Raw genomic sequence first — 17027 nt, 5'->3', positions numbered from 1 at the left:
AGACCCGAAATATCCCGGATGCGGGCGTAGCTCAGTGGTAGAGCACAACCTTGCCAAGGTTGGGGTCGAGAGTTCGAATCTCTTCGCCCGCTCCAATTTCCCTCCCAGAATTTGAAGCGTGACGCATCCGGTGGGCGCCTGATAGGCCTATGGAACCCGTTGCGCGGGCCGCCGTTGCTGAACCGGCGTCGCCTGCGTGGGGCGGACGATGCGAGGGGCTTGGCGGACATGGCGCGATGGGATCTTGGGCGGAGCCGCGCGGCGGGCGCGGCGATGATGGTCGCGGCCCTGGCCGTGGCGGGCGCGGCCCAGGCCCAGACCCGGCCAAAGCCCGAATATCCCACCCGGAAGCCCGCGGCCTCGGCCCCGGCGCCCGAGCCGCCGCCTGAACAGAAGGACGGCGACAAGCCCGAGGGCGAGGAGTCCGGCTGGGCCCAGGCCCGCAAGAAGTCGGTGGAGATCGGCACCCAGCCCGCCCGCGACGTCGGCGTCATGAAGCGGCAGATCCCGCCGATCCTGATCACGGCGCAGGAGGATCCCTACAGCCTCAAGGGCCTGAAGACCTGCAAGCAACTGGCCGCCGAGGTCGCCAGCCTCAACGAGGTGCTCGGCCCCGACTACGTGGTCGGCAACGAGGTCAAGGAGAACCGGGCCGGCAAGCTGGCCGAGGCCGGCGGCAAGACGGTGATCAACACCATCATCCCGTTTCGGGGCATCGTGCGCGAACTGACCGGCGCGGCGCCGGCCGACCGCCGCATGAACGCCGCGGTCGACGCCGGCCTGGCGCGGCGCGGCTTCCTGCGCGGGGTCCACGCCAAGCAGAAGTGCCGGACGACGTTCTAGCGGCGCCAGGACGGTCGCCGCCGCGCCGCGATTTGGGCCGCGCTCCGATTCCTGATCTAACCTTCGCGGTGAACCTGCGGAGTTTTTCGATGTCCAAGCGCGTCCTTCTGGGCCTCGCCGTCGCCCTGGCCCTGAACGGCGCCGCCGTCGCCGCGACGTCCAAGGCCGACGCTTCGGAGCGCCTGGCCCAGGCGGTCAAGGCCTACGAGGCGTCTGGGGCGGGCGAGGACGACGGCGAGGGCGGGGCGGACGAGGCCTCGCGCTTCAGGTTCCCGCCGGTCGGGCCCAAGGCCGACGCCGACCGCAAGGCCCTGTTGACCTCGGCCCGCAAGACCCTGGACGGCGTCGACCTGGCCGCGCTCAAGCCGGACCAGCGCCTGACCCACGCCATCCTGAAATGGAGCCTGGACGAGCGGCTGCAGGGCCTGTCGTTCGACGAGGCCCGCATGCCGTTCAGCACCGACGGCGGCTTCGACGTCATCCTGCTGTACCGCGCCAACGGCATGCGCCTGAGGTCCGAGGCCGAGGCCCGCCAGTGGATCGCCCTGCTGGCCCAGACGCCCGACTGGTACGCGGCCAATATCGCCAACGCCCGGCGCGGGGTGGCGACCGGCTTCGTCCAGGCCGTCCCGACCGCCCAGGCGGTGCTGGACCGCGCCCGCCGCACGGCCGCCACGCCCCTGGCCGACGAACCGCTGCTGGCCCCGCTGCGCAATCTGCCGGCCTCTGTCCCCGCCGACCGCAAGGCCGCCCTGCTGGCCGAGGGGACCCAGGTGGTCGTCGACAAGGTGGCCCCGGCCCGCGCCGGCTTCGTGACCTTCATGGAGACCGAGTACGTCCCGCACGCCGCCAAGAGCCTGGCGGTCTCCGACCTGCCCGACGGCCAGCGCTACTACGCCTTCCTGGTGCGCCGCCACACGACCACGACCCTGACCGCCGACCAGGTCCACGCCCTGGGCCTGTCGGAGGTGGCGCGCATCCGGGCGCGGATGGAGGTCGTGATGAAGCAGGCCGGCTTCCAGGGCGACCTGCCGGCCTTCATCGCCTATCTGCGCAAGGATCCGCGCTTCTACGCCACCAGCCGCCAGCAGCTGCTGGAGAAGGCCAGCGAGATCGCCAAGCGGGCCGACGACCAGCTGCCGGCCCATTTCGGGACCCTGCCGCGCCTGACCTACGGCGTGCGGCCGGTGCCGGCCAGCATCGAGCAGGGCTACACCACCGGCCGCTATTTCGGCGGCGATCCCAAGACCGGCCGGGCGGGCGGGCTGATGATCAACACCTCGGCCCTGGACCAGCGGCCGCTGTACGAACTGCCGGCCCTGGTGCTGCACGAGGGCGCGCCGGGCCATCACATCCAGACTTCGCTGGCCCAGGAGCAGACCGGGGTCCCGGACTTCCGCAAGACGATCTATTTCAACGCCTATGGCGAGGGCTGGGGCCTCTATTCCGAATGGCTGGGCGAGGAGATGGGGCTCTATCGCGACCCCTACGAGCTGTTCGGTCGGCTGTCCTACGAGATGTGGCGGGCCTGCCGGCTGGTGGCCGACACCGGCATCCACGCCAAGCACTGGACGCTGGACCAGGCCAAGGCCTGCTTCCTCGACAACACCGCCCTGTCGCCGACCAACATCGACGTCGAGGTGGCCCGCTACGTCTCCTGGCCCGGCCAGGCCCTGGCCTACAAGGTGGGCGAACTGAAGATCCTGGAGCTGCGCCATCGGGCCGAGGCGGCGCTGGGCGACCGGTTCGACGAGCGGGCCTTCCACGACACGGTGCTGCTGAACGGCTCGCTGCCGCTGGCGGTGCTGGAGGCGAAGGTGGATGCGTGGATCGCGGAGCGAAAGAAGGGGTAGCGGACTACAAGCCGGTCCTGAAGGCTCGGGCGATCAGGTCGCGCACCGGCGCGGGAGCCTGCGAGTACAACACGATGTTCCCTGCCGGCAGGGGAGGAAGTTCGCCTTGCGGCCTCTGAAGGTCCGGCGGGAGGGTTTCAGGGCCGAAGGCGCTGACGCCCAGGCCCTCGCGCACGGCGGCCTGCAAACTCAGCACCGAGCCGCCCTGAAAGCTGAAGCGCCAGGATATCCCAGCCTGGTCAAGCGCCTTGGTCATCGCCGCCTTGACCCCGCATGGGCCGCGCAGAGCCACGAGATCAACGCCGCCGGCGAGATGTGCGCCCGAGGTCGCGCCCGCCCAGACCAGCGGCTGACGAAGGAGCAGCGCGCCCTCGCGTCGATTGGCGTCTTGCCGGACGATCGCCGCGTCGGCGTCGCCGCCGTCGAACACCGCGCGCATCTCGGCCGACAATCCCGTGGTGACTTCGACCTCAAGGAGCCGGTCGTGGGCCTGCAGCGCCTTGATGATCTCGACCAGCCGCCCTCCGGCGGCGTGGTCGCTGACCGCCAGGCGCAGACGAGCCCTCGGCGTGGCAACCCCAGTGCTCATCTCATTCAGCGTCAGGTCGTTCAGACGGAGAATCTCGCGCGCGCGCTCGAGAAACGCCTGCCCCGCCGGGGTCAAGCCCAGGGTGCGCGGCGTTCGGGTCAGCAGCCGCGCTCCGAGCGCCCGCTCAAGCTTGTCGATGCGGACGCTGATCGCCGATTGGGTCGCGCCCAGCGCCTCTCCAGCGGCGGTGAAGCTCCTGAAGTCCACGGCGGCCACGAAGGCTCGAACCTGAGTCAGATCCAGGTCTCGCATATGCATTCCAATTCGTAATCATTGCGACAATATAAATGCCGTTGTGGAATGTAGCGCGGCCTCGCACATTCGGACATCGAAATGTCAGGAGGCTCGAATGCCCATCATCACCGTCCACATCGCCCCGACCCGCGACACGCCCGACCTGGAGCAGAAGGTGGCCCATCAGGTCGTTGACCTCGTCAGTCGCATCCTGCGCAAGCCCGCCGAGGTCACGGCGGTGATCGTCGAGCGGGTGAACCCCGCCATCTGGTTCGTGGCCGGCCGTTCGCTGCTGGACCAGGACAAGGCGAGCTACTGGCTCTCGGTGAAGGTCGTGGACGGCACGAACACGAAGGACGAGAAGGCGCAGTTCCTCTCCGCCCTGTTCCAGGCGATGGGCGAACTGTTGGGCGACCTGCATCCGGAGAGCTACGGCTATGTGGAAGAGGTCTTCGCCGACAGCTACGGCTTCGGCGGCGTGACGCAGGAGCGTCGCTATGTCGAAAGGATGCTGGCGGGCGCGGCGGGGCGATAGGCGTTCCGGGCTTCGGTCGGACGGCGAGCGCATTGCTCGCTCGTGGCGGGTGGCCCGAAGAACCGCGGGAGGCTATCACCGCCGCGAACGAGGGGACCCCACACATGGCGCGCATCACCGTCCTGGGCGAATGCATGGTCGAGCTGTCGCCGGAGGGCGAGGGGCTGCACCGTATGGGGTTCGCGGGCGACACCTTCAACACCGCCGTCTACCTGGCCCGGCTGGGCGACGCGGTGGCCTATTGCACGGCCCTGGGCAAGGGCGACCCGTTCAGCGACGGCGCCCTGGCGGCCATGCGCCGCGAGGGGTTGGACACCCGCCTGGTGCGCGAAGCCGAGAACCGCCTGCCGGGCCTCTACGCCATCGTGCTGGACGAGACCGGCGAGCGGAAGTTCCACTACTGGCGCGAGCGGGCCCCGATCCGCGACCTGTTCTCGCAGCACACCGCCGACCAGCTGATCGCCGCCGCCAAGGCCAGCGACCTGGTCTATCTGTCGGGCGTCACCCTGGCGGTGATCGGCGACATCGGGCGGGCGCGGCTGAAGGACATCCTGGCCTATGTCCACTCGCTGGGCGTGGCCGTGGCCCTGGACTTCAACTATCGCCCGGCCCTGTGGGCCAACCCCGAGGCGGCGCGCGAGGCGCTGGACGGCGTCACGCCCGCCTGCCGCTACATTTCCCTGAGCAGCGAGGACAGCCGGCCGCTGTACGGCCGCGAGGCCGAGGCCCTGGCCGCCGAATGGGCCGCCGCCGGGGCCGAGGTGGTGGCGCGCGACGAGAGCCACGCGGTCAATGTCCACGCCCCGGAAGGGCGCATCGCCACCCCAGCGCCGTCAAGGGTCAAGGCTTTGGACACCACCGGCGCGGGCGACAGCTTCAACGCCGCCTACCTGTCCTCGCGCCTGGCGGGCCTGCCGGTCGAGACCGCCGTCTCGCGCGGCCACGACCTGGCCGCGGCGGTGGTGACCTGCAAGGGCGCGATCATTCCGCAGGCCTCTATGCCCATTTGGTCGCGGGGATAGAGAGCGGTCGGGCTTAGCGCAATCAAAGGTTTATATTCCTACTGGACGCGCGTAATAGGAAAGTTATCCTCACCTCCGGAATATCGACCTAGACTCGAGGTCGAGGGCGTCACGGGGACGCCGTTCGCAGGGGGAAGCCGATGCTGGCTCAAGCTCTCGAGGATCTCTGGGCGATTTCGCCCGACCCGCGCCGCGACCGTCTGACGGCCGCGTTCATCACCCACGCGGTGGCCCTGGCCACCGGGGTGTCGCCCGCCGACATCGCCTCGACCAAGCGCGCCAGCAAGGCGGCGGCGCGGGCCCGGCAGATCGCCATCTACCTGGCGCACGTCAATTTCAACTGGCCGCTGATCCGGGTGGCCTTCGCGTTCAACCGCGACCGCAGCACCTGCGGCCATGCCTGCCAGCGTATCGAGGACATGCGCGAGAACGCCGACTTCGACGCCCGAATGAGCGTGCTGGAGGCCTGCGTGAAACAGGCCCCCGACGCCATCCCGGAGCTGACCCGGCTGGGGCCTGACCAATGAGCGGCGCGTTCGAGCGGGCGCTGGCCGCCGAGCACCTGGCCGCCCGCGCCGAGCGGCTGCTGCGGCGGCCCGGGGCGCTGATCGAGGTCAAGGGCCTGGGCTATGTGGTCCGGTTCGGGCCGCGGCGGCGGGCCATGCTGACCGTGGACGAGGCCGCCTTCCGGGTTTTGGCCCGCGACGGCGCCCTGGCCTCGCGCCGCGAGGGCGGCTGGCGGCTGGTCAAGCCGCTGGCCCCGCCGGCCCCGCCGCCGGGACGCCCGGGCGTGATCGAGGGCGAGCGGGTGGTGATCGAGGGCAGCAGCCAGCACGTGGTGCTCAAGGCCAATCTGGGCGAGTCGCCCCTGGCCTGGCTGGCCCGGCGCGGCGGCCTGGAGCCGGTGGAGATTTGCGCCGGCGAGCGGCTGCGCGAGGACTTCCAGAAGGCCGGCTCGATCGGCCGGCTGACCATGAACTGGGACGCCCAGCCGCGCGGAAGCGGTGGCGGCCAGGCCCTGGAGCCGGCGCTGCGGGCCAGGGCGGCCAAGGACCGGATCGCCGCGGCCTTGGCGGCGGTCGGTCCGGGCCTGCGGGAGATGCTCGAGCGAGTGTGCCTGGCCGAGACCGCCCTGCAGGTGGCCGAGCGCGAACTGGGCCTGCCCAGGCGGGCGGGCAAGACGGTGCTGAAACTGGCGCTGCAGCGGCTGGCGATGCACTACCGGATGGCGTGAAAGCGGGACGAGGCTGGGGGACACGCACAGGTGCGCGTCCCCGGCCCGCAGATCGCTAGTGCTTCAGCATGTGCTTGATGTCGCGCATCTGGTCGTGGCCGGACTTGACCGAGGTCCAGGCCTTTTCGATCGCGGCGCGGGTCTGGGCGTCGACGTCGGTGTCCTGCAGGGCCTTTTCGAACTTGGCCTTGATGTAGTCCTCGCCGGCCTCGACCTCGTTGACGACGGCGTCGTCGCCCTTGGTCAGGCTGTCCTTCAGATTGACGAAGGCGCGGTGGGCGGCGGCCAGGATGGTGCCGTCGTCTTTGGCCTCGCCGCCCAGGCGGCGGACCTCGTCCTGCAGCTCCGAAGCGACCGAGCGGCGCTCTTGGGCGCGTTGCTGGAACAGGGTCTTGAAGCGCGCGCCGTCGGCGTCCTTGGCGGCTTCGGCATAGCCGTCGGCGCTGTCGATGGTGGTCTCGACCAGGCTGTTGACGAGCTTGATATGGTCTTCGTTGGTGTGGGTCATGGGGGAGCTCCGTAGAGGGGACCGGCCAAACGCGGGCCGGCCGTGAAAGGTTCGAAGCGGCGCCTCAGCGCGCCAGTTTCGAGCCGAAGAAGCTCCAGGCGGTGGTGGCCGCCGCGATGGTCGGGGCGCGGGTGCGCCGGTTGATCAGCAAGGCGGCGACGACGCCGGCCCCGAGCACGGCGATGGCGACGGGCACCTTGTAGCCGGCCAGGGTGACCTTGCCCTGGGCGTCGGGCTTGAGGGCGTAGTCGGCCGGCGGGGTCGGGGCGTAGGGATCGGCGGGCGCCTTGTGGAAGAGGCCCGAGACCTTGTCGGAGAGTGAGGACAGCAGGCCCTGCCGCGCTTGGGCGGGCGTGCCGTAGGGGGCGTCGTAGGCGGCCATGGGAAAGGCTCCTTGGAATGTGGGAGCCTCGATAACGCGGGGCGGCGGGGGATGATCCCCCGTCGCCCCGCGCCGCGCCTAGCGCAAGCCGCCGGAGGCGACGATGGTCTCGCCCGTCACCCACCCGGCGTCGGCCGAGGCCAGGAACACGGCGACCGGCGTGATGTCGCCCGGTTGGCCAATGCGGCCCAGCGGGGTTTGCGACACCAGGGCGGCCTCGAAATCCGTGCCGAGGAAGCCCATGGTGTGCACGCCCTCGGTCTCGACGACGCCGGGATTGATGGCGTTGACGCGGATCTTGCGCGGCCCCAGCTCCTTGGCCAGCACCCGGGTGATCGAGTCCACCGACGCCTTGGTGGCGGTGTAGATCGACGTCTCCGGCAGGGTCATCGCGGTCACGGCCGAGCTGATGTTGATCACGCTGCCGCCGTCGGGGCCGAAGTGGCGGGCCGCCTCCTGGGTGGCCAGCAGCAGGCCCAGGACGTTGATGTTGAACTGGCGGTGGAACTCGTCGGCGGTCACCGCGTCGAGCGCGGCGAACTGATAGACGCCGGCGTTGTTGACCAGGATGTCGAGCGTCCCGAAGGCGGCCTTGGCCTCGGCGAACAGCCGCGTGATGTCGGCCGGCTGGGAGACGTCGGCCTGGACGGCGACCGCCTTGCCGCCGGCGGCGACGATCTCGGCCACGACCTTGTCGGCGCCTTCGCGGCTGGAGGCGTAGTTGACCACCACCGCCGCGCCTTCGGCGGCCAGGCCCCTGGCGATATCGGCGCCGATCCCCTTGGACGCGCCGGTCACCACGGCGGTCTTACCTGAAAGCTTGCTCATCGAATTCTCTCCATGTCGCCACGCGGCGACGTTTCGATAGTTAGATGATCATCGAAACGATTCAAGGCGCGGACCGCCGACGAAAAGTGCGGGCGGCCTCAGATTTCGGCGAGCTGGGCCAGATAGGCGTTCAGCACGTCGCGCTGCAGCACCAGGAAGGCGAACTTGCCCGTGCGGCAGATGCGCACCAGGCCCGAGGTCTCAAGCTCCTTGAGGTGGTGGGACAGGGTCGCGGCGCTGACCTGCTGGGCCTGGACCAGGCCGCCGCAGGGGGTGGGATCGTTGCTGGCGCCGATCTCCTTGAGGATCTGCAGGCGACGCGGCTCGGCCAGGGCCTTGGCGATCAGGGCGGTCTGCCGTTCGGACAGGGTGACGGCCGTTTCGGTCATGCTCGACATATGACGGCGGCGCGGGTTCGGCGCAACGTCGCGGCGTCGGCTTAAGGTTCGCGCGGCTCCATCACCGCCCCCACATGGGCGATGCCCAGTTCCTTGGCGCGCTTGGCCTGTCTGTGGCGCTCGGCGTAGCGGGCCTTGGCCTCGTCGTCGCGGGCGTCATGGCAGGCGGGGCAGGAGACGCCCTCGACATAGTGTTCCGAGGCGCGGTCTTCGGGGCTGACCGGCATGCGGCAGCCCCGGCACAGGGCGTGGGTTCCGGGCGCCAGGCCATGGCCGACCGCCACCCGCTCGTCGAACACGAAGCACTCGCCGCGCCAGAGGCTGGCCTCGGGGGGCGTGGTCTCCAGATAGTTCAGGATCCCGCCCTTCAGGTGGAAGACTTCCTCGACGCCTTCGCTCTTGAGGAACGCCGTCGACTTCTCGCAGCGGATGCCGCCGGTGCAGAACATCGCCACCTTGGGCGGCGGGGCGGCCGGGTCCCAGGTCTGGCGGAAGGCGCGGAACCAGGCCGGGAAGTCGCTGAAGCTGGCGGTCTTGGGGGCGATCGCCCCCTCGAACGTGCCGATCGCCGCCTCGTAGGCGTTTCGGGTGTCGATCACCACCACGTCGTCGCGAGCGATCAGGGCGTTCCAGTCGGCGGGCTCGACATAGGTCCCGGCGTTGTGGGCCGGATCCAGGTCGCCGGCCCCCAGGGTGACGATCTCGCGCTTGATCCGGACCTTCATGCGGTGGAACGGCATCGCCTCCGCCGTGGCGAACTTCAATTCCAGCGTGTCGCAGCCGGGCAGGGCGCGGATGTGGTCCAGCACCTGGTCGATGGCCTGCGGCGTCCCGGCGATGGTGCCGTTGATCCCCTCGCGGGCCAGCAGCAGCGTGCCCTTGACGCCCAGGCCGCAGCACAGCTTCGACAGCGGCCGCATGATCGTCAGCGGGTCGGCGAAGGTGGTGAAGCGATAGAGGGCGGCGACGCGGAAGGTCATGGCTGGGCTGATAGGCGCTGACGGCCAGGTTCTCAAGACGGGCTTCTCAAGCGGTGCTGGAACTATCGCCTAGGCAGGACGGTTACACCAGCATGAGCATCCTGATCGTCATCGTCGTCGCCCTCGTGCTGCTTGGACTGGCGCTCTACGCGGTTCAGCGCAGCCCCATTCCCTCGCCGGTCAACTGGCTGTTGCAACTGGTGCTGATCGTGATCGCGATCTGGTTCATCGGCACGCGGGCGGGGTTCTTCTGACCTGGGACCGAGGCGCATTGTCGTGCCGCCCTTGGGGCGTGGCCGCCCTAGCTGACCCTCAGCGTCAACGCGCCTAACAGGGCGCCTCGATCGACGGGCGCCACCAAGCGGCGCAGGCCGATTGGCAAGTCGGCAAGACTGAGGGTCACAGATGGAGATGCGACGAGCTCATAAGCGCCAATTTCGGCGGACCGGACCCTATGGACATCCGTCCAGTCGTAGACAAACAGGCCCCGCTCGCTCAGCGCTTTGAAGCTTTGAGGATTGGGAACCTGGGCATGAACCGATGCAGCGCCAATCGAAGGCAAGGCGAGAAGCGCACGCTCGATGCCGAGAACATCGTCGTCGTCGTTGATCAAAACCTGTTCCGGAATCGGGCCAGATCCGCCGGTGACGACCGCGGCCAGCCTGTCGGTTTCATCTACGGCGAGCCATACCAAGTCGACATCGTTCGGATATTCCATAGCGCCAAGCTAGCTCGCCAGCGCCCCGGCGTCCCGCTGGATCCGCGCCACCATGGCCTTCAGCCCGTTCGACCGCTGCGACGACAACGCCTCCGACAGGCCCAGCCGGGCCATGGCGGCGGCGGCGTCGAAATCGACGATGTCCCGCGCCGGCCGCCCCGAATAGAGCCGCATCAGGATGGCGATCAGGCCGCTGACGATGTGGGCGTCGCTGTCGCCCCGGAAGCGGATCGTGCCGTCGCCTTGCGGCTCGGTCACCAGCCACACCTGGCTGGCGCAGCCGCGCACCTTGTTGGCGTCGGAATGCTCGGCCTCGGTCAGCGGGGCCAACTCCTTGCCCAGCTCGATCACGTAGCGATAGCGCTCTTCCCAGTCGCCGAGCAATTCGAACTCGTCGGCCAGTTCGTCGAGGGCGGCGTCGATGGGGCGTTGCATGGCGCGGACTTAAAGCGCGACGGCCGAAAGTGGAAGCCGGTTTTGGCGCCCGTCGCGCACCAAGTACAGATGGTGCGGCGTCGCCGAGAGGGGAAGACCCCTTAAGGCCGCGCCCGCGCCATCGACGGGCGCGCGCCGGCTTCCGGCAGGGTGACGACGGCGGTGAAGCCGTGGCCCGGCGTGGATTTCAGCCGTAGGCTCCCGTCCATCGCCCGGGCCAGCAGGTCGACGATCGGCAGGCCCAGGCCCGCGCCCTCGGACGCCCGGGTCAGGGTGGCGCCGCCCTGCTCGAACGGGCGGATCAGCCGGGGCAGGTCGGCCGGGTCGGCGCCTTCGCCATGGTCGCGGATCTCGATCTCGACCTGGCCGCCGCCGACCTGCCTGGCCTCGATCACCACCAGCCCGCCCTGCGGCGAATGGGTGAGGGCGTTCTGCAGCAGGTTGGTCAGGATGGTGCGCAGGCCCCGGCCGTCGGCCCGCAGGCTGGGCAGGGTCCCGGCCTCGGGGACGACGATGCTGACCCCGCGCGCGGACGCCTCGGCGCGCAGCTGCAGGATCACGTCCTCGACCGCGTCGTCCAGGTTCTCCTCGCCCAGGTCCAGATCGGTGACATGGCCTTCCAGCCGGGCGATCTCGACGATCTGGTTGACCAGGCGCAGCAGCTTCAGGCCGCTCTCGTGCACCAGGGCGGCGTATTCCTTGTACTGCGGCGCGCCCAGAGGGCCGTACAGCTCGCAGGACAGGATCTCGGAAAAGCCGATCACCGCGTTCAGGGGGGTGCGCAGTTCGTGGCTGACCATGCGCAGGAACGAACGCTTCTGGTCGTCCAGCGCCTGCTTGCGGCGGGCGCGGGCCGCCGCCCGCCGGAAGGCGGTGGTCTGCGACATCAGGCCGGTCTCGGCGCCGACGCTTTCGCGCGGCGTCTCGACATGGTCCGACGCGTCGGTGATCGCCGGTGGCGACATCAGGGACTCCCGGACCTTCTGTCCGTAACTTCGATGGGCCAGGATGAACCAAGGCGCTTACGAATCCGTTTCCGTCCACAGGAAGCTCGGGCGTTAACGATCGCCCGCCGATTGTGCGGCCTTGGGAGAGAGGGCCGCCGGCGTTAAGCTTTGACGACGAAGACTCACCGGAAGGGATTCTCGCGGCCTTGGCCATTGACGGCGCCCCGTTCCAGACCGGCCCCAGGCCGGGTCAGGCCCCGCTCTCGGAGACCTCCACGGGGGCCTTCGGCGCGGCGCATCTGTGGCGGCTGGGCTGGCTGGCGACCGTGATCTTCGCGACCGGCGCGGCGGCCTTCACGCCCGGCGTGGTCGGCCTGCCCGTCTGGCTGGCCCTGGCCGCGGGCGCGCTTCCCGCCCTGGCCGCCCTGGCGGTGGGCGACCGGCGCGACGAGCGCCTGCAATCGCTGATCCTGGTGCTGTGGGCCACCTGCGGCGCCGGGGCGGCGGTGGTGACCGGCGGCGTCTCGGGCGCGATGAGCGCCTGGATCCTGGCCCCGGTGGCCGCGGCCTCGACCCTGTCCTCCCCGCGACGCCTGGCCGAGGGCGCCAGCCTGGCCCTGATCGGCGGCGCGGTGGCGGCCCTGACCCAGCTGTCGGGCCTGGCGCCGTCCGCGCCCACGGGACCGCTGGCCTTCATTCTGGGCTTCCTGTCGGTGGCGACCGTCGGGGTGGGCCTGGCCTCGGGCCTGATCCTCACCCACCGCCGGGCCGGCGAGCGCGACAGCCGCCATGTCGGCGAGCTGAACACCCTGCAGACCCTGGTCGACGGCGCGCCGCAGCTGCTGCTGGTGGTGGCCAGCAACGGCCGGATCAAGACCGTGCGCGGGGCCGCGCCGCGCGGCGTGGCGACCGCCAACCTGACGGGCGAGGGCCTGGCCTCGGCCGCCGTGGCCGGCGACCGCCAGCAGGTCAGCGCCGCCCTGGCCGCGGCCCTGGACGCCGGCGAGGCCAGCGTCGCCTTCGCCCCGCTGCTGGACCCGACCCGCACCGTCTGCCTGGACCTGCGCCAGGTCTCGCCCGACCTGCTGGTTGGGGTGATGCGCGACGCCACGCTCGACAAGGCCCGCGAGACCGCCCTGCGGCAGGCCCGGGCCGAGGCCGAGGGCCTGGCCGCCGGCCGCGCCCGCTTCCTGGCCAATATGAGCCACGAGCTGCGCACGCCGCTGAACGCCATCATGGGCTTCTCCGACATCATGCGCGCCCGGATGTTCGGCCCCCTGAGCGACCGCTACGGCGAATACGCCGAGCTGATCCACGAGTCGGGACGCCACCTGCTGGACCTGATCAACGACGTGCTGGACATGTCGAAGATCGAGGCCGAGCGCTTCGAGCTGCAGCGCGGCGAGTTCGACGCCCGCGAGGCGGTGACGGCGGCCATGCGGCTGCTGCGCGTCCAGGCCGACGCGGCCGGGGTGCAGCTGCGCGGCGTCCTGCCGCCGGGCGAGCTGGAGGTCGACGCCGACCGCCGGGCCCTCAAGCAGATCGTGCTGAACCTGGTGTCCAACGCCCTGAAGTTCACCCCGCGCGGCGGCCAGGTGACGGTGACGGCCGACGGCCACGACGGCGAGTTCGAGCTGGTGGTCGCCGACACCGGCGTCGGCATCAGCCCCGAGGACCTCGAGCGCCTGGGCCGTCCCTACGCCCAGGCCGGCGGTGTCGACCAGCGGGCCAAGGGCACGGGCCTGGGCCTGTCGCTGGTGCGGGCCTTCGCCAAGCTGCACGGCGGCGAGATGAACATCGAAAGCCGCCTGGGCGCGGGGACCAGCGTCTCGGTGCGCATGCCGGTGCTGCTGCGAGCCTCGCGCCCCGCGATGGAGGCGCCGCTGCTGGAGCCCACGCCCGAGCCGCCGGAGGAGCCGGAACTGGGCCCGAACGTGGTGAAGTTCGCGCCGCCGAGATAAGCGGCTTCCGCACTTGCCCCCTACGGATCGCTTCGCGATCGTCTTCCCCCAGAGGGGGAAGAGCGCTCCGCCCCCTCGCCGCGACAAACCGCGCAGCGGTCAGTTGGGGGCAAGTGTTCGCCGCCCGAGCCCCTACCGCAAGAAAGCTCGCCCCGCCGCGAAGTCCCCGACCTCCACATAGGCCCGGCGCACCACGTCCACGCCGTTGCGGCTGGTGAACACGAACTCGATGGTGGCGGCCTCGCGCGGGTCCAGGCGGCTCATGGCGTCGGCGGCCTCGCGGGGGAAGCGGAACGCCAGGCCGGTCTTGGCGCCGGTCGGCAGGAGGGCGACGGGCGCCATGTCGCGGGTCTCGGCCCCGAACACCCGGCTGGCGTTGCGCGGCGCGGCGTTGGCCGCCAGGCCCTTGGCGTTGCGGGCGTTCAGGTACGGACCTTGGGTGCGCAGGGTGTCGCGCAGGACCAGGCGCGCGGCGTAGGGCTGGGCCTCGTCGGCGAAGGTCGCCACGGCCAGCATGTCGTTGGCGCGGCCCGACAGGCCGAACACCAGGCGGTCGCGCCCGAAGCCGGCCGGCTGTGACAGCCGCCAGGTCGGGATGGTGGCCGAGATTGACCGGTCGGCCTGCCAGGCGGCGCGGTCGCCGGGATAGTTCATCCGCATCAGGGTCGAATAACCGTCGAACGCCTGGCGCACGCGGCTGGCGGCGGTCTGCAGGTCCCTGGAGCCGCACGCCGCGGCGCCGGCCTTGGCCCGGGCCCTCTGCTCCACCGCCTGGACCTGGACCTCGCTGGCGCCCGAGCGCAGGGCCGCGCCGCGCGCCTGGGCGCGGGCGGCGTCCAGGGCCGAGCCCACGGCGGGCTTGAACAGCCGGCAGCGCGCGTCGGCCGAGGTCATCAGCGTGCGTTCGTAGAGCTGGTCGGCGGCGGTGGCGGCATGGGATGCGGTCGACGCGCCGAACCCGGCGATCGCGACAAAAGCCCCTAGCCACCGCGCCGTCGAACCCCGCAGAGCCTTTCCCTTTCGAATGGAATTCGAAAGGGACGAAAAGGCTCTACAAGAGGGGGGCGGGCCCGCATAAGCGGGCTCGGCGGTCTTTCTTGACGTCATGATCTCGTATTCTGCGAGAGCGGTTTCAGCAGGCAGCCTTAGGGCGCCGAGGTTGCGGTTCAGTTAGCGATGCTTCTTTCGACGGATATCTGGGTCGGTGCGCTGATCCGCCGCGCCGAGCTGGGCGGGGCCTTCGCCACCGTGGCGCGCAAGGGCGACCCGCGCGCCGGGGCCGTGCTGGTCAAGGCCGTCGACCGCCGCGCCAACACCGCCAGGCTGTACGGCGAGGCCATGCGCGGCGACGGCGAGCGTTTCTGGATGCAGCCGGTACGGTCCGACTTCGAGCCCGACCTGGACGCCTATGTCGAACGCGCCGCGCGGATCGACCCGGACATCTGGGTGGTCGAGATCGAGGACCGCGAGGGCCGGCATTTCCTGACCGAGCCGGTGGAGGGGGAGGGGGGGTGACGCCCCCTCCGTCGGGCTTCGCCCGCCACCTCCCCCGTTGCACGGGGGAGGAGAAGATCAGCGCGACATCCTCCTCACCCGCATAGCGGGGGAGGTGGCGCGATGCGGATACGCATCGTGACGGAGGGGGCGTCCAACGCCTATTCCCGCCGGAACGTCGCCACCAGCACGTCCCGGGTGGCCGGCTGGCCCGGCTGCAGCGGATGGATCGCCGTCACGCCGTGCATCACGCGGTGGTCGTCGAGGAACACCGCGTCGCGCGGTTGCTCCAGGGTGAAGGCCCCCAGGCGGGCGCCGTCGTTGGCGAAGATGTCGGTGACCCCGCTGGCGACGTTGCGACGGTCGACCAGCATGACGATCACCCAGTCGACGCCGTCGCGATGCGCGCCCTCGGGCGTGGGCAGGCCCGCCTCGCCGTCGCCGGCCTCGATGCGGAACTGGTGCAGCTCCACGTGCCAGGCCCGGGGCGGATCGACGGTCAGCGGATGGAACAGCGCCAGGCCCGCGCGCAGCAGCGCCCGCGTCACCGGATGCTCGGCCACCGTGTCGAGCACGGGCTCGAACCAGCGCTGCACCCCGCCGTTCAGGCCGTTGTAGTCGCGGCTCTGATAGTGCGGCTGGTGCGGCTTGCGCACGACGCCGGCGGGCGAGGCCGAGAAGGCCGCGAACCGCCGCCGCCGATAGCGGCCGCCGTCGGCCATGAAGCGGTCCAGGCCCAGGTCGTTCCAGCTGTCGGCGAAGGCCTCCCAGCCGGCCACGGCGTCGGAGCCCAGCAGGGCGTCGGTCTCGGCGGGGGCGAGGCGGCGGAAGCCCGTGTCGCGCAGGGCCGCGGCGATGTCGCGCGCCTGGCTGTCGGACAGGGTCGTGTCGGGCGGAATCAAGCGCGGCCTCCGGCGGAACGAGGCCTCCACATGGGGCGCCGGAGCCGTCGCGCCAAGCTAGAGCAAGCCTTGCGATCTAGGAATCGCGAGCCCTGCTCTAGATTTTTGTTTTCGCATCGTTTTTGCGGAAAACCGGTGTCCACTTTTCCGCACGACGCTCTAGGATCGCGTCCCGGCGCTTGCCTGGAAATCTCATTTCCCGCCCCGTTAACCCTGCTCCTAAACCGGAGTGAAAGCTCGATGCGGCAGGCTGACGCACGTCTCCCGACCGCCTGATTCTTTCCCCGCAGCCGCCGCCCGGCCTCAGCAAGGTTCCGATGCTTTTCCTGCTCAACGACGTCGTTCTCAGCCTCGACGCGGCCGAACTGGCCCCGCCGCTCACCCGCGAGCGTTTCGCGAAGGTGTCGCTGAACTATGTCGGCAAGTTGGGCCAGGAGCTCTACGCCGCCGAGCCGTTGCTGCATCACAAGGATCCGGAGAAGGCCCAGCGCCTGGCCGCTCTGATCATCGCCAAGGCTCCGGACGTCAACGCGGCCCTGTTCATCGCGCCGTCGCGCGGCTGTCTGGTCGATCAGGTGCAGGTGCGCTACGCGCAGCTGGGCCTGGAGATCATGGGATCGCTGTTCGAGCGCCAGAAGGCCGGCGGGTTGAGCAATGTCGAAGCCGATCGCCAAGTCTGGCGGCGTCTGGCGGCCTGACCGCCACGCTCCAGGTCGAAGGGCCGCGTTCCGGCCAGAAGATCCCGGTCGCCTAAAAGAACAGGCTGACCAGGCCGAACAGCCAGCTCAGCATCATCGCCACGATCACCAAGCCGGCGAATGCGACGCCCAGACACAGGGCGTTGCCTTGGGGGGTGCAGGCTCCGCGCTTGTGGCGCGGCTCGTGGACCATAGCCATTTTCGTTTCCTCTTGCGCGGCCCTCCCTCTGACGGGGAATGGTCCGCTACCGAGGAAGCATGACTCCAAAACCCTAGCCTGACCAGGGTCATAACGTCGCGCGTTTCGACGTGTCGGTATGGTGGCGAGGCGCGGTTTTCCCCGCCCGTTGCCAGTCGGCTTGAAAGAACGGCGCCATCCGTAACTTCACGGAACCGACGCATCCCCGTCGTCCAAGCGCCACCGCATCAGCCTAACTGCCCGCGGACCGTGAACAGGGCAGACATG

General features: G+C 70.2%; 22 protein-coding genes and 1 tRNA gene. 11 read left to right on the top strand and 12 right to left on the bottom strand.

Going from position 1 to position 17027, the window contains the following annotated elements:
* The first annotated feature begins 20 nt into the window (after positions 1-20).
* The 3 genes from BM066_RS05575 to BM066_RS05565 all read left to right on the top strand — a co-directional run bounded on the left by BM066_RS05575 (position 21) and on the right by BM066_RS05565 (position 2696).
* Positions 21-95 (top strand) — tRNA-Gly (locus BM066_RS05575).
* Positions 96-228: 133 nt separating this feature from the next.
* The gene (locus BM066_RS05570) at positions 229-843 is read left to right on the top strand and encodes a hypothetical protein (protein ID WP_049801038.1); all 615 of its coding nucleotides are present in this window, start codon (positions 229-231) and stop codon (positions 841-843) included.
* A gap of 89 nt (positions 844-932) precedes the next feature.
* Positions 933-2696 (top strand): DUF885 domain-containing protein, encoded by a 1764-nt coding sequence (locus BM066_RS05565; RefSeq protein ID WP_018061258.1) that lies wholly within the window; start codon positions 933-935, stop codon positions 2694-2696.
* Between the two features lie 4 nt (positions 2697-2700).
* Here the strand turns inward: BM066_RS05565 and BM066_RS05560 are convergent, their stop codons facing one another.
* A complete protein-coding gene (locus BM066_RS05560) occupies positions 2701-3537 on the bottom strand; it encodes a LysR family transcriptional regulator (RefSeq protein ID WP_018061259.1) in 837 nt (278 codons plus the stop codon).
* A gap of 97 nt (positions 3538-3634) precedes the next feature.
* On the opposite strand from BM066_RS05560, the gene BM066_RS05555 reads away from it, so the two are divergent.
* The 4 genes from BM066_RS05555 to BM066_RS05540 all read left to right on the top strand — a co-directional run bounded on the left by BM066_RS05555 (position 3635) and on the right by BM066_RS05540 (position 6310).
* Positions 3635-4054 carry a tautomerase family protein gene (locus BM066_RS05555; RefSeq protein WP_089924984.1) on the top strand — a complete coding sequence of 140 codons (420 nt, stop codon included), beginning with the start codon at positions 3635-3637 and terminating at the stop codon, positions 4052-4054.
* Positions 4055-4158: 104 nt separating this feature from the next.
* Positions 4159-5076 carry a sugar kinase gene (locus BM066_RS05550; RefSeq protein WP_089924981.1) on the top strand — a complete coding sequence of 306 codons (918 nt, stop codon included), beginning with the start codon at positions 4159-4161 and terminating at the stop codon, positions 5074-5076.
* A gap of 140 nt (positions 5077-5216) precedes the next feature.
* Positions 5217-5603 carry a helix-turn-helix domain-containing protein gene (locus BM066_RS05545; protein WP_018061191.1) on the top strand — a complete coding sequence of 129 codons (387 nt, stop codon included), beginning with the start codon at positions 5217-5219 and terminating at the stop codon, positions 5601-5603.
* Positions 5600-6310, top strand: a complete 711-nt coding sequence (locus BM066_RS05540; protein ID WP_018061190.1) for a DUF6456 domain-containing protein — start codon at positions 5600-5602, stop codon at positions 6308-6310. Before BM066_RS05545 ends, BM066_RS05540 begins: the two co-directional genes overlap by 4 nt.
* A gap of 55 nt (positions 6311-6365) precedes the next feature.
* On the opposite strand, the gene BM066_RS05535 is transcribed toward BM066_RS05540, so the two are convergent.
* From BM066_RS05535 to BM066_RS05515, 5 genes are all read right to left on the bottom strand, one after another.
* Positions 6366-6818: a PA2169 family four-helix-bundle protein gene (locus BM066_RS05535; protein WP_018061189.1), complete on the bottom strand. Its 453-nt coding sequence runs from the start codon at positions 6816-6818 to the stop codon at positions 6366-6368.
* A gap of 64 nt (positions 6819-6882) precedes the next feature.
* Positions 6883-7200, bottom strand: coding sequence for a hypothetical protein (locus tag BM066_RS05530; RefSeq protein WP_089924979.1), 318 nt, complete (start codon positions 7198-7200; stop codon positions 6883-6885).
* A gap of 78 nt (positions 7201-7278) precedes the next feature.
* Entirely contained in the window at positions 7279-8028 is a 750-nt protein-coding gene (locus BM066_RS05525; protein ID WP_018061530.1) for a glucose 1-dehydrogenase, read from the bottom strand.
* 98 nt (positions 8029-8126) lie between these two features.
* Positions 8127-8417 carry an ArsR/SmtB family transcription factor gene (locus tag BM066_RS05520; protein ID WP_018061531.1) on the bottom strand — a complete coding sequence of 97 codons (291 nt, stop codon included), beginning with the start codon at positions 8415-8417 and terminating at the stop codon, positions 8127-8129.
* 50 nt (positions 8418-8467) lie between these two features.
* Entirely contained in the window at positions 8468-9406 is a 939-nt protein-coding gene (locus BM066_RS05515; RefSeq protein ID WP_018061532.1) for an oxygen-dependent tRNA uridine(34) hydroxylase TrhO, read from the bottom strand.
* A gap of 92 nt (positions 9407-9498) precedes the next feature.
* Here BM066_RS05515 and BM066_RS26370 point away from each other — a divergent pair, with 92 nt between their 5' ends.
* Complete coding sequence (locus tag BM066_RS26370) at positions 9499-9660, top strand: hypothetical protein (protein ID WP_018061533.1); 162 nt, start codon at positions 9499-9501, stop codon at positions 9658-9660.
* A gap of 47 nt (positions 9661-9707) precedes the next feature.
* Here the strand turns inward: BM066_RS26370 and BM066_RS05510 are convergent, their stop codons facing one another.
* The 3 genes from BM066_RS05510 to BM066_RS05500 all read right to left on the bottom strand — a co-directional run bounded on the left by BM066_RS05510 (position 9708) and on the right by BM066_RS05500 (position 11524).
* Positions 9708-10124 (bottom strand): hypothetical protein, encoded by a 417-nt coding sequence (locus BM066_RS05510; RefSeq protein WP_018061534.1) that lies wholly within the window; start codon positions 10122-10124, stop codon positions 9708-9710.
* A 9-nt stretch (positions 10125-10133) separates the two neighbouring features.
* A complete protein-coding gene (locus tag BM066_RS05505; protein WP_018061535.1) occupies positions 10134-10559 on the bottom strand; it encodes a SufE family protein in 426 nt (141 codons plus the stop codon).
* 101 nt (positions 10560-10660) lie between these two features.
* Entirely contained in the window at positions 10661-11524 is an 864-nt protein-coding gene (locus BM066_RS05500) for a sensor histidine kinase (RefSeq protein ID WP_018061536.1), read from the bottom strand.
* Between the two features lie 188 nt (positions 11525-11712).
* On the opposite strand from BM066_RS05500, the gene BM066_RS05495 reads away from it, so the two are divergent.
* Entirely contained in the window at positions 11713-13467 is a 1755-nt protein-coding gene (locus BM066_RS05495; protein WP_018061537.1) for a cell cycle sensor histidine kinase DivJ, read from the top strand.
* Between the two features lie 132 nt (positions 13468-13599).
* On the opposite strand, the gene BM066_RS05490 is transcribed toward BM066_RS05495, so the two are convergent.
* Positions 13600-14361, bottom strand: coding sequence for a hypothetical protein (locus BM066_RS05490; protein ID WP_018061538.1), 762 nt, complete (start codon positions 14359-14361; stop codon positions 13600-13602).
* A gap of 282 nt (positions 14362-14643) precedes the next feature.
* Between BM066_RS05490 and BM066_RS05485 the strand changes: the two genes are divergently transcribed.
* Complete coding sequence (locus tag BM066_RS05485) at positions 14644-14982, top strand: DUF1491 family protein (protein ID WP_018061539.1); 339 nt, start codon at positions 14644-14646, stop codon at positions 14980-14982.
* A gap of 140 nt (positions 14983-15122) precedes the next feature.
* Here the strand turns inward: BM066_RS05485 and BM066_RS05480 are convergent, their stop codons facing one another.
* Entirely contained in the window at positions 15123-15863 is a 741-nt protein-coding gene (locus BM066_RS05480) for a 2OG-Fe dioxygenase family protein (RefSeq protein WP_369823227.1), read from the bottom strand.
* Between the two features lie 317 nt (positions 15864-16180).
* Between BM066_RS05480 and BM066_RS05475 the strand changes: the two genes are divergently transcribed.
* The gene (locus BM066_RS05475) at positions 16181-16561 is read left to right on the top strand and encodes a hypothetical protein (protein ID WP_018061541.1); all 381 of its coding nucleotides are present in this window, start codon (positions 16181-16183) and stop codon (positions 16559-16561) included.
* A 52-nt stretch (positions 16562-16613) separates the two neighbouring features.
* Here BM066_RS05475 and BM066_RS26365 read toward each other — a convergent pair whose 3' ends face one another.
* On the bottom strand, positions 16614-16760 hold the full coding sequence (locus BM066_RS26365; RefSeq protein ID WP_018061542.1) for a hypothetical protein: 147 nt from the start codon (positions 16758-16760) through the stop codon (positions 16614-16616).
* Positions 16761-17027: the final 267 nt, after the last annotated feature.

The organism is Caulobacter sp. UNC279MFTsu5.1 (genome assembly GCF_900114015.1).
Taxonomy (GTDB): domain Bacteria; phylum Pseudomonadota; class Alphaproteobacteria; order Caulobacterales; family Caulobacteraceae; genus Caulobacter.
Note: the sequence above shows the minus strand (reverse complement) of the source record. Positions and strands in the feature narration are given on the sequence as shown.

What these genes read in the sequence shown, in the direction of transcription:
- BM066_RS05490 (WP_018061538.1), bottom strand. Translation starts at nt 14,361, where the DNA reads ATGACCTCGGCCGACGCGCGCTGCCGGCTGTTCAAGCCCGCCGTGGGC.
- BM066_RS05560 (WP_018061259.1), bottom strand. Translation starts at nt 3,537, where the DNA reads ATGCGAGACCTGGATCTGACTCAGGTTCGAGCCTTCGTGGCCGCCGTG.
- BM066_RS05520 (WP_018061531.1), bottom strand. Translation starts at nt 8,417, where the DNA reads ATGACCGAAACGGCCGTCACCCTGTCCGAACGGCAGACCGCCCTGATC.
- BM066_RS05505 (WP_018061535.1), bottom strand. Translation starts at nt 10,559, where the DNA reads ATGCAACGCCCCATCGACGCCGCCCTCGACGAACTGGCCGACGAGTTC.
- BM066_RS05555 (WP_089924984.1), top strand. Translation starts at nt 3,635, where the DNA reads ATGCCCATCATCACCGTCCACATCGCCCCGACCCGCGACACGCCCGAC.
- BM066_RS26365 (WP_018061542.1), bottom strand. Translation starts at nt 16,760, where the DNA reads ATGGCTATGGTCCACGAGCCGCGCCACAAGCGCGGAGCCTGCACCCCC.
- BM066_RS05545 (WP_018061191.1), top strand. Translation starts at nt 5,217, where the DNA reads ATGCTGGCTCAAGCTCTCGAGGATCTCTGGGCGATTTCGCCCGACCCG.
- BM066_RS05485 (WP_018061539.1), top strand. Translation starts at nt 14,644, where the DNA reads ATGCTTCTTTCGACGGATATCTGGGTCGGTGCGCTGATCCGCCGCGCC.
- BM066_RS05475 (WP_018061541.1), top strand. Translation starts at nt 16,181, where the DNA reads ATGCTTTTCCTGCTCAACGACGTCGTTCTCAGCCTCGACGCGGCCGAA.
- BM066_RS05535 (WP_018061189.1), bottom strand. Translation starts at nt 6,818, where the DNA reads ATGACCCACACCAACGAAGACCATATCAAGCTCGTCAACAGCCTGGTC.
- BM066_RS05525 (WP_018061530.1), bottom strand. Translation starts at nt 8,028, where the DNA reads ATGAGCAAGCTTTCAGGTAAGACCGCCGTGGTGACCGGCGCGTCCAAG.
- BM066_RS05565 (WP_018061258.1), top strand. Translation starts at nt 933, where the DNA reads ATGTCCAAGCGCGTCCTTCTGGGCCTCGCCGTCGCCCTGGCCCTGAAC.
- BM066_RS05530 (WP_089924979.1), bottom strand. Translation starts at nt 7,200, where the DNA reads ATGGCCGCCTACGACGCCCCCTACGGCACGCCCGCCCAAGCGCGGCAG.
- BM066_RS05540 (WP_018061190.1), top strand. Translation starts at nt 5,600, where the DNA reads ATGAGCGGCGCGTTCGAGCGGGCGCTGGCCGCCGAGCACCTGGCCGCC.
- BM066_RS05550 (WP_089924981.1), top strand. Translation starts at nt 4,159, where the DNA reads ATGGCGCGCATCACCGTCCTGGGCGAATGCATGGTCGAGCTGTCGCCG.
- BM066_RS26370 (WP_018061533.1), top strand. Translation starts at nt 9,499, where the DNA reads ATGAGCATCCTGATCGTCATCGTCGTCGCCCTCGTGCTGCTTGGACTG.
- BM066_RS05510 (WP_018061534.1), bottom strand. Translation starts at nt 10,124, where the DNA reads ATGGAATATCCGAACGATGTCGACTTGGTATGGCTCGCCGTAGATGAA.
- BM066_RS05515 (WP_018061532.1), bottom strand. Translation starts at nt 9,406, where the DNA reads ATGACCTTCCGCGTCGCCGCCCTCTATCGCTTCACCACCTTCGCCGAC.
- BM066_RS05500 (WP_018061536.1), bottom strand. Translation starts at nt 11,524, where the DNA reads ATGTCGCCACCGGCGATCACCGACGCGTCGGACCATGTCGAGACGCCG.
- BM066_RS05570 (WP_049801038.1), top strand. Translation starts at nt 229, where the DNA reads ATGGCGCGATGGGATCTTGGGCGGAGCCGCGCGGCGGGCGCGGCGATG.